The 10791-nt window shown below is 73.5% G+C and carries 9 protein-coding genes; 2 read left to right on the top strand and 7 right to left on the bottom strand.

Annotated features, from left to right (window positions below):
• The 7 genes from shc to VMR86_05215 form a co-directional block, all read right to left on the bottom strand.
• Positions 1-1833, bottom strand: a 1833-nt coding sequence (gene shc / locus VMR86_05245) for a squalene--hopene cyclase (protein HTO06445.1), incomplete at its 3' end; no start/stop codon positions are given.
• On the bottom strand, positions 1830-3170 hold the full coding sequence (gene hpnE / locus VMR86_05240; protein HTO06444.1) for a hydroxysqualene dehydroxylase HpnE: 1341 nt from the start codon (positions 3168-3170) through the stop codon (positions 1830-1832). The genes hpnE and shc, both read right to left, overlap by 4 nt.
• Positions 3167-4000 (bottom strand): squalene synthase HpnC, encoded by an 834-nt coding sequence (gene hpnC, locus VMR86_05235; protein ID HTO06443.1) that lies wholly within the window; start codon positions 3998-4000, stop codon positions 3167-3169. The genes hpnE and hpnC overlap by 4 nt, the downstream gene beginning before the upstream one ends.
• Positions 3997-4644 (bottom strand): helix-turn-helix domain-containing protein, encoded by a 648-nt coding sequence (locus VMR86_05230; GenBank protein HTO06442.1) that lies wholly within the window; start codon positions 4642-4644, stop codon positions 3997-3999. Before VMR86_05230 ends, hpnC begins: the two co-directional genes overlap by 4 nt.
• A complete protein-coding gene (gene fni, locus VMR86_05225) occupies positions 4641-5711 on the bottom strand; it encodes a type 2 isopentenyl-diphosphate Delta-isomerase (GenBank protein ID HTO06441.1) in 1071 nt (356 codons plus the stop codon). Before fni ends, VMR86_05230 begins: the two co-directional genes overlap by 4 nt.
• Positions 5708-6583 (bottom strand): squalene/phytoene synthase family protein, encoded by an 876-nt coding sequence (locus tag VMR86_05220; protein ID HTO06440.1) that lies wholly within the window; start codon positions 6581-6583, stop codon positions 5708-5710. Before VMR86_05220 ends, fni begins: the two co-directional genes overlap by 4 nt.
• The gene (locus tag VMR86_05215; protein ID HTO06439.1) at positions 6573-8360 is read right to left on the bottom strand and encodes a 1-deoxy-D-xylulose-5-phosphate synthase; all 1788 of its coding nucleotides are present in this window, start codon (positions 8358-8360) and stop codon (positions 6573-6575) included. Before VMR86_05215 ends, VMR86_05220 begins: the two co-directional genes overlap by 11 nt.
• A 230-nt stretch (positions 8361-8590) precedes the next feature.
• Between VMR86_05215 and VMR86_05210 the strand changes: the two genes are divergently transcribed.
• Positions 8591-9055 (top strand): hypothetical protein, encoded by a 465-nt coding sequence (locus VMR86_05210; GenBank protein ID HTO06438.1) that lies wholly within the window; start codon positions 8591-8593, stop codon positions 9053-9055.
• On the top strand, positions 9055-10791 hold the full coding sequence (locus VMR86_05205) for a hypothetical protein (protein HTO06437.1): 1737 nt from the start codon (positions 9055-9057) through the stop codon (positions 10789-10791). The genes VMR86_05210 and VMR86_05205 overlap by 1 nt, the downstream gene beginning before the upstream one ends.

Raw genomic sequence — 10791 nt, 5'->3', positions numbered from 1 at the left:
CCGGTACATGTGGTAGCGGATGTAGAAGTCGCCGGGGAAGCCGGTGCCCGTGAACTCGGGCTCGTTCCAGTCGCCGTCCGCGCGCTGCGTGGTCACGAGGAAGCGCACGCCGCGTTCCACCGCCGGCCCGCGCTCGCCTGCGGCGAGCAAGGCGAGCAGCGCCCACGCGGTCTGCGACGCGGTCGAGGTGCCCTTGCCCGCCCAGGCGCGGTCCACGTACGAGCGCAGGTCCTCGCCCCAGCCGCCGTCGGGATTCTGGTGCTGCTCGAGCCAGACCACCGCGCGCCGCACCGACGCGTCGCTCGCGGGCACGCCCGCGGCCACCAGCGCCGGCACCGCGGCACCCGTGCCGTACACGTAGTTCGCGCCCCAGCGGCCGAACCACGAGCCGTCGGGCTCCTGGGCGCGCAACAGCCAGTCACGCCCGCGGCGCGCGGCCTCGAAGTCGGCCATGCCCTCGACGGCCAGCATCTCGAGCACGTGCGCGGTCACGTCGGCGCTGGGCGGGTCCGTGACTTCGCCGAAGTCGCAGAACGGGAGCTCCGCGCACAGCGCGCTCGTGTTGTCGACGTCGAAGGCGGCCCAGGCGTCGTTCTTCGACTGCATGCCCAGCGTCCAGGTCACACCGCGCTTGATCGCGGCGTTCACGTCGGAGCGGCCCTGACCCGCGGCGCCGCGCAGCGCGAGCACGACTTCGGCCGTGTCGTCGATGTCGGGGTAGTTGTCGTTGGCGAACTCGAAGGCCCAGCCGCCGGGCTCGAGCTTCGGCCGGCGCACGGCCCAGTCACCCGGCACGCGGATCTCTTCCTGCAAGAGCCAGTCGACCGCGCGCACCAGGTTGGGCTGGTCCTGGGCCACGCCCGCGTCGTTCAGGCCCACGACCGCGAGCGCGGTGTCCCACACCGGTGACTGACAGGCCTCGAGCCGGCGGCGTCCGTTGGGGTCGAGCGTGAAGCCGGCCAGACCCTGCAGCGCGCGCGCGAGCGCCGGGTGATCGAGCGGGTAGCCGAGCAGATGCAGCGCCAGGATGGAGTACACCCAGGGCGGCTGGATCCCGCCCCAGCCGCCGTCGGCCTCCTGGCGGCGCAGGATCCACTCCGCGCCCACGCGCAGCGCGATCTTGCGCAGCGGCCGGAACGGATGGCGCTCGTAGAAATGCAGCACGCGGTCCAGCAGCTGGAAGCGGCCGGCCCAGGTGCGCAGTGACTCGCGCTCGACGGGCTTGGGGCCCACGCGCAGCTCGTCGATCGAGAACGCCAGCCGGCGCGTCGGGCGATGCGCGGCCACGATCGTGAGCGGCACGATGGTCTGCCGCGCCCAGCAGCTGAAGTCGTACACGTTGAGCGGAAACCACGGCGGCAGCAGCGCGACTTCGGGCGGCAGCGCCGGCAAGTCGTCCCACGACCACAGCCCGAACAGCGCCATCCAGAAGCGCGTGAACACGCGCGTGCCTTCGAGCCCGCCCATGGAGCGGATCAGCTCCGCCGCGCGCCGCATGTGACTCGCCTCGAGCGGGTCACCCGCCAGCCGCAGCGCCACATAGGCCTCGACCGTGGTCGAGAGCTCGGCGGGGCCGCCCTTGAACGTGGCCCACGAGCCGTCGGCGCGCTGCTGGGAGCGGATCCACAGGGCGGCGTGCTTGGTCTCGTCTTCGCTGCGGATGCCGAGGAACTCGCGCAGCAGCAAGTCCTCGGCGTCCATGGTCACGTTGGTCTCGAGCTCGCCCTTCCAGTAGCCCGCGGGGTCCTGGGTGGCGAACAGGTGCCCGCAGGCGCGCTCGAGCGCGCGGCGCGCGTCGGCGATCGGGTCGGGCTTGCGAAGCGGGTCACTCATGCCGGGACCTCCAGAGGCAATCCGCGCGTGAGCCCGGCGCCGAGCAGCGCCGCGCGCGCGGCCTTCATGCCGCTGCGCACCGCGCCCTCCATCGTGGCGGGCCAGCCGGTGTCGGTCCACGCGCCGGCGAGGTACAGGCCGGGCAGGCGCGTCTCGGTGCGCGCGCGCAGCGAGTGACTGCCCGGCGCGCCGCGGAAGGTCGCGGTCGGCTCCGAGGTGGTGAAGAAGCGCTCGAGCACGGCGTCGCGCGCCGCAGGCAGGAGCGCCCGGAAGGCCGGCTCGAAGGTGCGGCGCAGCGACTCCGCCGAGACGCCGAGCCAGCGGTCGGCGGCGGAGAGCGACACCGCGAGATACTGCCCGCGCTCGAGCCCCGCGGCCTCGCTGCGGTCGAACAGCCACTCGAGCGGTGAGCCCACCGCCGCGGCGAAGGCGTGCGGCAGGACCTTGCGGTCCCAGACCGCGTGCAGGTTCAGGATCGGCGAGGCGCCGAGCTTGCCCAGTGCCGCGGGGTCCACGCCGGCGGCCGCGGGCAGGAGCTTCGCGGCGTCTTCGTGCGGCGCGGCCAGCACCACCGCGTCGAACTCGAGCCTCTCGCCGGCGACCACGACCGAGCGGCCGTCGACCTTTTGCACGCGCGCGCGCCGATGGATCGCGGCGCCGAGCTTCTCGAGCGCGCGCTGCGCGGGCTCGCCGTGCACGGCCTCGAGCGGCACCGCCGCGTAGCCCACGTCGGCGGCCTCGGGCCGGTCGAGCAGGCCCGTCTGGAACACCTTCGCGGCCAGCGCGAGCGAAGCCTCGGCCGCGGGCAGGTTCACGGTCGGGCGGGTCACGAGGTCCCAGAACGACTCGATCGCGCGCGGCGACTGACCCCGCGCGCGCAGCCAGTCCGCGAAGGTGCTGCGGTCGAGCGCCGGATCGTCGAGCTCGAGTGACTTCAGCGCCAGCGCAGCCGGCACGAGCCGCAGCCGCTCGCCGAGCGACAGCGGCGAGTAGCCGGCCAGGCTCGGCGCCAGGTGCAGCGGCGCCGGCAGGCCGATGCGCCGCAGCCAGGTGGTCTTCGCGCCCGGCGCCAGCACCGGGATCGCCAGCCGGGGCTGGATCACCGTGCGGCCGAGCGCGTCCACGCGCTCGAGGAACGCGAGATACTCGCTGCAGCAGCGCAGGAACACGTGCTGCCCGTTGTCGACGCGCAGCCCCTGGAGCTCGGTCGAGAAGGTCGCGCCGCCCAGGCGCGGCCGCGCCTCGAACAAAGTGACCTGCGCGCCCGCGTCGCCGCAGGCGATGCCCGCCGCAAGGCCCGCGAGCCCGCCGCCCACCACCGCGATCCGCGGAGTCACAGCCAGGCCCCGAGCAGCCGGCGCGCCAGGTCGCGCTTGCGCGGCCGGGTCGCCTCGGCCAGCACGTCGAAGTCCGCGCGCTCGATCGCGTCGAGCGCCGCGCGCCCGCCCGCGATGAAGCCCGCCACGGCGAGCCGTCCGCGGCCGGACAGGGTCTTCACCAAGGCCGCGCCCGAGTCGAGCAGGCCGCGCGCGCGCGCCACCTCGAAGCGCAGCACCTCGCGCAGCGCCGGCGAGGCCTGGAGCCGGGTGAGATCGGCTTCCGACGCGCCGAAGCGCGCCAGGTCCTCGGCCGGGAGATATACGCGGCCCGCGGCGAAGTCCTCGGCCACGTCCTGGCAGTGCTCGGCGAGCTGGAGCGCGGTGCACACCCGGTCCGAGAGCGCGAAGCGCTCGGGCGTCGCCGCGCCGAACACGTGCAGCACCAGCCGTCCGACCGGGTTCGCGGAGTACTCGCAGTACTCGGCCAGCGCGCGCCAGCTGGCGTAGCGCGCGATGCGCTGGTCGCGGCGGTTGGCCTCGATCAGCGCGGCGAACGGCTCGCGCGGCAGCTTCAGGGACTCCAGGCTCGGCGTGAGCCGCTGCAAGAGCGGGTGCTGCGCCTGCCCGCGGTAGGCGCGGTCGAGGTCGGCCTCCAGGAAGTCGAGCTGCGCCAGCCGGTCGCCGGGCGCGGAGTCACCCAGCTCGTCGGCCAGCCGCGCGAAGCCGTAGATCGCCATCAGGTGGGCGCGCTGCGCGCGCGACAGCACGAACAGCGCGACGGGGAAGTTCTCCGTCTGCGCGCGGGCGACGAGCTCCGCCGCGGCGGGGGCGAGCGGCGCGGCGCTCATGCGCGCGCGGTCCGTTCGGCCCTGGGCGCGCTCGCGAACAGCATGCGCTCCGCCAGCACGCGCAGTGATTCGCGCCGCGCCTTGTCCTGCGCCGGGCCCGGGTCGATCACGCCGAACAAGAGATTCCCGGCCAGGAGCGACGAGAGCGTGGTCGTGAGCAGCTCCGCCTCGGACGGGTCGCCGCACAGCTCGGCGATCGCCTGGCGCAGGTCGGTCGTGAACATGGCGTGCAGCGCCAGGAGCTCGCCGCGCAGTGACTCGCGCATGGTCGGCGACTCGAGCACCCAGCGCACCAGCGCCTGGATCGTCTCGCGGTTGGTGGTCACGAACGACTCGTACAGGTCGAACAGCGTCAGCACGCGCTCGCGCGGGCCCAGTGACTCGAGGCTGCGCTCGACCTCGCGCCAGAACGGGATGAAGAAGCGCTTGCAGGCCTCGCGGAACAGCCCTTCCTTGGAGCCGAAGTGCCAGAACACCGCGCCGCGGCTGATCTGCGCCTTCTGCGCGATGGCCGAGATGCTCGTGCCCTCGTAGCCGCGCGTCGCGAACAGCTCCATCGAGGCGTGGATGATCCGCGCCTGGGTCTCGTCCTTCCGCGCCGCGCGAATGCCCGGCGCCTCGGTGTCGTGGCCGGCTTGCGTCACGATGCTTCTTCGCTGCGCGCCGGGGCCCGTGAGACTTCGATCCAGCGCGCGAGGTTCGGTCCGATCACGCGCGGCACGCGGCGCAGCGCACGCGCATCGCGCGCGCCCGTCAGCAATGCCACCACGCGAAGCCCCTCGATCAAGCGCTCTCCTGCCAAGAGGACGCCGTCCTGCTCGCCTTCCGTGAACGCGCGGAAGAAGGGCAGCGCGAGCGAGACCGCATCCGCTCCCAGCGCGAGCGCCGCGGCCGCGTCGAGCGCCCCGCGGATCCCGCCCGACGCGATCACCCGCAAGCCGGCGCGCGCAGCGTACACCACCGACGCTGCGGTCGGGATCCCCCAGTCGCGCAGCTCGCGGCCCAGCGCCTGCTGCCGTTCGGAGCCGCGAAGCGACTCCACGGCGGTCCAGCTCGTGCCGCCGGCGCCCGCCACGTCGACCCAGCGCACGCCCGCGTCGCAGAGCCGCGCGAGCGTTCCGGGCGAGAGGCCGCAGCCGGTCTCCTTGGCGATGACCGGGACGGGAAGCTCGCGCGCCAGCTCGCCCAGCGCGGCGAGACAGCCGCGAAAGTCGCGGTCGCCTTCGTCCTGCACGAGCTCCTGGGCCACGTTCAGGTGCACGCACAGCGCGTCGGCGCCGATCGCGCGCACCAGGCCCATCACGGCCGCGGTGCCCGACTCGCGCGCCTGGACGGCGCCCAGGTTCGCGAGCAACAAGATGTCCGGCGCCACCTCGCGCACGCGGTAGGTGTCGGCCTGGTCGGGGTGGAGCAGCATCGCTCGCTGCGAGCCCACGCCCATGGCCACGCCGAGCTTCTGGGCCGCGCCGGCCAGCGCGCGGTTCAACGTGCCGGCCTCGTCGGTGCCGCCGGTCATGCCGGAGATCACGATCGGCGCGCGCAGCGTCTTGCCGAGCAGGGTCGTCTCGAGTGACACGTCGGCGAGTGACAGGTCGGGCAGCGCCTCGTGCAGCAGGCGCACCTCGTCGAGCAAGGTGGCGCCGTGATGCTCGACGTCTTCGGTCGCGCACAGGGTCAGGTGCGAGCGCTTGCGTTCGGAGATCTGGCTCACGCGCGCGCTCCGCGCAGCCAGACACTCGCCGCGATCGCCAGCCGGTGCGGGTTGGACAGCCGCACCTGACTCGCGCGCTGCGGGAAGCGCTGCGCCTGCAGGCGGTCGAGCATGGTGCGGTAGATGGCGCCCATGGCGTCGGCGGGCCGCAGGCGCGCGCGGTCCTCGTCGGGCCGCAGCGACGCGGCGCGCTCGTAGAAGATGCGCGCGCGCTCGGCGTAGCAGGCGAGCAGGAGCCGCAGCTCGTCGGGCGCCGGGTCGGCGGTCAGCGCCTCTTCGCACACGCCGAAGCGCTTCAGGTCCTCGCGCGCGAGATACACGCGGCCCGAGGCCGCGTCCTCGCCCACGTCGCGCAGCACGTTGGTGAGCTGCACCGCCACGCCCATGGCTTCGGCGTAGTCGAGCGTGCGCGGGTTCTGGTAGCCCAGCACGCGCACGATCAGAAGACCCACCGTCGACGCCACGCGGTAGCAGTAGCTGTACAGGTCGTCGAAGGTCTCGATCGGCAGCCGCCGCAGGTCCGACTCGACGCCCAGCAAGAGGTCCTCGAAGGTGCGGCGCGGCAGATCGAAGCGCTTCACGGCGTCGCCGAGCGCCAGGCCGACCGGGTGCACGGCCTTGTCCTCGTACGCGGCGGCGAGCTCCTCGCGCCAGCGCTCGAGCAACAGGCCCCGATTCCCGCGGATCGCCGGGTCGTCGGCGATGTCGTCGGCCAGCCGGCAGAAGGCGTAGATCGCGTGGAGCGCCCGGCGCTTGGCCCTGGGGAACATCCAGAAAGCGGCCGCGAAGCTCGAGTGACTCGCGCGGGTCACTCCGCGGCAGTGCGCGTAGGCCGAGAGCACGTCTTCGCTGGGCGGTCGCTCAAGCGACACGCGGGCTCTCCTCGCGCTCGCGCGGGCGCGCGTGCGCCGCCGGCCGCAGCCAGGCCAGGGTGTCGGCGGCCACGGACTCCGGGTCGATCGCGGTCGCGCGGTACTGCGCGTTCACGTCGCCGTGGTCGGTGAAGCGGTCGGGCAGACCGTGGATGCGCACGGGCGTGCGCGGCAGCTCGCGCGCGACCAGCTCGAGCACCGCGCTGCCGAAGCCGCCGAGACCCGCGTGGTCTTCGATCGTGACCAGGTGACCCGTGGCGCGCGCGGTGGCGAGGATCAGCTCGGCGTCGAGCGGCTTCACGTAGCGCGCGTCGAGCACCGAGGCGCGCACGCCGCGCTCCGCCAGGAGCTCCGCGATCTTCATGGCGACCGGCACCGTGCGCCCGATGCCCAGGAGCGCCACGTCGCTGCCGCGGCGCAGGAGCTCGCCCCGGCCGATGGGCAGCGCCTTGGGCTCCGACAGGAGAGTCACGCCCGTGGCTGCGCCGCGCGGGAAGCGCAGCGCGAACGGCCGGCCCGAGTCGACCGCCGCAGCGAGCAGGCCCTCGAGGTCGTTCTCGTCGCGCGGCGCCGCGACCACCAGGTGCGGGATGATCCGCAGGTAGGCGAAGTCGAGCACGCCGTGGTGCGTGGGACCGTCGGCGCCGACCAGGCCGCCGCGGTCGAGCACGAAGGTCACGGGCAGCTTCTGCAGCGCCACGTCGTGCACGACCTGGTCGAAGGCGCGCTGCAGGAAGGTCGAGTAGATCGCGCACACCGGCCGCAGCCCGTCGGCGGCCAGCCCGGCCGCGAAGGTCACGGCGTGCTGCTCGGCGATGCCTACGTCGTACACGCGGTCCGGGAAGCGCTTCGCGAAGCGGTCGAGGCCGGTGCCGTCGGGCATGGCCGCGGTGATCGCGACCACGCGCGGGTCGCGCTCGGCCACGCGGATCAGCGCGTCGGCGAAGGCATGGGTCCAGCTCGGCGCGCCGCCGTTGCCGCTGGCCTTCACGCTGCCCGTCGCGCGCTCGAAGGGCGTGGTCGCGTGCCACTTGTAGGGATCGGCCTCGGCCGGCGCGAAGCCGCGCCCCTTCTGCGTGCGCACGTGCAGCACCGCGGCGCCCGGCGCCGCGAGCAGTGACTCGACCGCAGGCAGGAGCGCGTCGAGGTCGTGTCCGTCGACGGGGCCGAGATACGCAAGGCCCAGCGACTCGAAATAGTGGCGCGCGCGCCGGGTCTTCGACAGGCCGCCCACGTTGGGCGCGATCGACATGCCGTTGTCGTTGAACACGACCCGGAGCGGGCTCCCCAGGTGACCGGCGTGGTTCAGCGCTTCGTACGACATGCCCGAGGTCGCGGCGCCGTCGCCGATGATGGCGACCACGCGCGCGCCGCTGCCGGTGCGCCGTGCTGCTTCGACCATGCCGAGCGCGGCCGAGACCGAAGTCCCGGCGTGGCCGGCGCCGAACGCGTCGTACGCGCTCTCCTCGCGGCGCAGGAAGCCGCTCGGCCCGTCGGCCTTCTTGATCTTCATGAGGCCGCCGAGCCGTCCCGTGAGCGCCTTGTGCCCGTAAGCCTGGTGGCCCACGTCCCAGACCAGCCGATCGCGGGGGGTGTCGAGCAAGTAGTGGAGGGCGACCGTGAGCTCGACCGTGCCCAGGCTGCCGGCGAAATGACCGCCGACCTCGGACCCGACCCGGATCAGCTCGGAACGAAGTTCATCAGCAACTTCGCTGAGTTGCGCTCTAGCCAGGCGCCGGAGCGCCAACGGAGACGTGATTCCAGCCAGAAGACCCATCAGTTCGAAGCGGGGCGCGAAGGCGCGCCCGGCTCACCCTCCCCGGCGGTGTTGGACGCAGGGTTCCACTCGATATCCACAGGGGCAAGGACGACTGCCGACCGAAATGTGCAGATCGGTCAGCGAAAATAACCCTGTCGTTTCGAAGGGATGCACCTACAGTCGCAAACGCTGGCCCCCTCCCTGCAACACGAACGGCGGATATGATTGACCGCAAAGGAGAACCCGCGATGTCCCCCCGAAAGCTCCTGTCCGTGATCCTGCTCGCCGCGCTCCCGCTGGCGGGGTGCAAAGTCATCTCGGCGATCATTGAAATCCCGTCGGACCTCTCGGCCGGCTCGTCGCGCTCGATCGCCGGCTCGTTCGACGCGATCTCGACCTCGTCGGGCAGCGGCGGCAAGGAGACCACGCCGAACCAGACCAGCTACCGGCTCGACCTGCGCCAGTACACCGCGGCCTTCGCCCGCCAGCCGGACGGCTCGCGCGACGAGTTCGTGCGCGGGATCTCGCGCATCGCCGAGGACCACGCGATCACCCACTGGGAGTCCGAGGCGCTGACGCCGCGCGCGATCGGCGAGGGCCTGCACGACGCGAAGCTCTCGCCTGGTGAGATGGACGCCTTCGTCGACGGCATCGGGCGCGATCGCCCCGAAGCGCAGCTCGCGCTCGACGGTTACCTGCACCCCGGCAGCTGATGCGACTGCGCGCGCTCAAACTCGGGGCGTGGCTCCTGGCCGTGCTCCTCGCGGGCGACGCGCGGAGCGCGGGCCTGGGCTTCGTGTACGTGTCTGCGAACGTCGGCCTGGCGAGCGGCGGCCACGGGGCGCTGGTCGCCGGCGACACCGTCTATCACCTGCAGAACTCGCCCGAGGGGCTGCTCCTCTTGGTGCGCGAAGGCTGGTCCTCGTTCCACACCGTGTATGCCGAGCTCGAGAACCGGCCACTGGTGGTCGCGCGCCTGGACGCTGCGCCCGAAGTGACCGGCCAGGTCGAGGCGGCGTTCGCGCGGCTCTACGTGGCGCAGGAGATCGCGCTCGCCCGCCGGGACTCCCTGCGCGAAGACGTGGCCTGGCTCGAGGCCGCGGCCTCGGGCCGCCCCGCGCCCCCGCTGCGCGGTCTCGGGCTCGTCGACCCGCAGTCGCCGGGTGATCCCGACGCGCTCCGGCTGCGCGCACAGGCCGGCGACGACGCGGTCGCCGCGCTGCGCGCCGATGCCGAGCGCGAGGTCGAGTCCCTGTCGGCCGTGCCGGAGCCCGGCCGGCTCGAGACGCTGCGCGAGGCGCTCACGCTGCGCGAGGCGGCGCGGGCGCTCGACGCAGGCGATGCGCTCGACCCCGCGGCGCTGGCCGCGCTGCCCGCCGAGGTCGACTCACCGCTCTCGGCCGACGAGCGCGCGGGTCTCGAGGCGCTCGCGCAGCGCATGGCGGAGACGGTGCGCGAGCTCGTGGCCTCGAAGCGCCACGACCGCGGCTATGCGCTGCTGCTCGCGCAGGCGCGCGCGCTCGCCGCGCGCCGCAGCCTGGCCATCGGGCGACTGGCCGTGCTGGACGCATTCTCGGGCACGCCCGACGTGTCACTCGCCACGGACGCGAGTGACTCGGTGCGCGCCAAGTGGCGCGAGCAGGCCGCCGGGCTCTTGCGCCGCGCGCGCCAGGAGGTGCTGGCGAAGGGCGTGGTCGACGAGGCGGACTGGAACCTCGTGGAGGAGGTCGCGGCGATCAACGCGCGCGATGGCCGCGCCGACGCCGCGGGTCAGCTCTCGGAGTTCGGCCGGCGCAAGCTCCCCGCGCGCGCCCGGGCCGTGCCGACGCCCCCCCTCGTGGGCGACGTGGGCGCGGCGCTCGCTGCCGCGCGCGCGCGACTGACTGCCGCCGAGGCCGAGCTCGAGCGCCGCTGGGCGTACGACCTGGTGCACCACAACTGCATGACCGAGCTCGGCCGCACCACCGACACGGCCTTCTCCACCCCCGAGGAGGAGGTGCGCGCGCTGGGCGGAGTCACCCAGCCCGAGGGCCGCGCGCTCGGCTTCGTGCCGTTCGTGTTCTTCGACCGCGTGCGCGAGAGCCTGCGCGTGCGCGAGCTGGCTTACTTCCCGTCGCACCGCGAGCGCGAGCTCGAGCGCGTGCTCGAGGCGTCGCCCGGCCTGGCCACGCGCGCGCGTGAGTCGCTGGCGTACACCTCGTCGATCTACACGCCGCTGCCGCGCGACAGCGCGTTCCTGCTGTTCACCGACGACGTGTTCTGGCGCCGGCCCGTGTACGGCGGCGTGAACCTGTTGTTCGCGCTCGGCTACACCGGCTACGGCGTCGCGGCCCTGCCCTTCGACGGCGGCGTGCGCGCCAAGGCGGGTCTCGAGGGCATGCTGTGGAGCCTGCCCGAGCTGGGCTTCGTGAACGTGCGCAAGGGCTCGTTCGACTGGGCCGGCGAGTGA

This window comes from Myxococcota bacterium, assembly GCA_035498015.1.
In the GTDB taxonomy this organism is placed as follows: Bacteria; Myxococcota_A; UBA9160; order SZUA-336; family SZUA-336; genus VGRW01.
The sequence above is the reverse complement of the archived record's forward strand: the minus strand, read 5'-3'. Positions and strand labels throughout refer to the sequence as shown.

Coding starts and splice junctions, on each gene's coding strand:
- VMR86_05215 (HTO06439.1), bottom strand. CDS start 8,360: ATGGGTCTTCTGGCTGGAATCACGTCTCCGTTGGCGCTCCGGCGCCTG.
- VMR86_05210 (HTO06438.1), top strand. CDS start 8,591: ATGTCCCCCCGAAAGCTCCTGTCCGTGATCCTGCTCGCCGCGCTCCCG.
- VMR86_05205 (HTO06437.1), top strand. CDS start 9,055: ATGCGACTGCGCGCGCTCAAACTCGGGGCGTGGCTCCTGGCCGTGCTC.
- hpnC (HTO06443.1), bottom strand. CDS start 4,000: ATGAGCGCCGCGCCGCTCGCCCCCGCCGCGGCGGAGCTCGTCGCCCGC.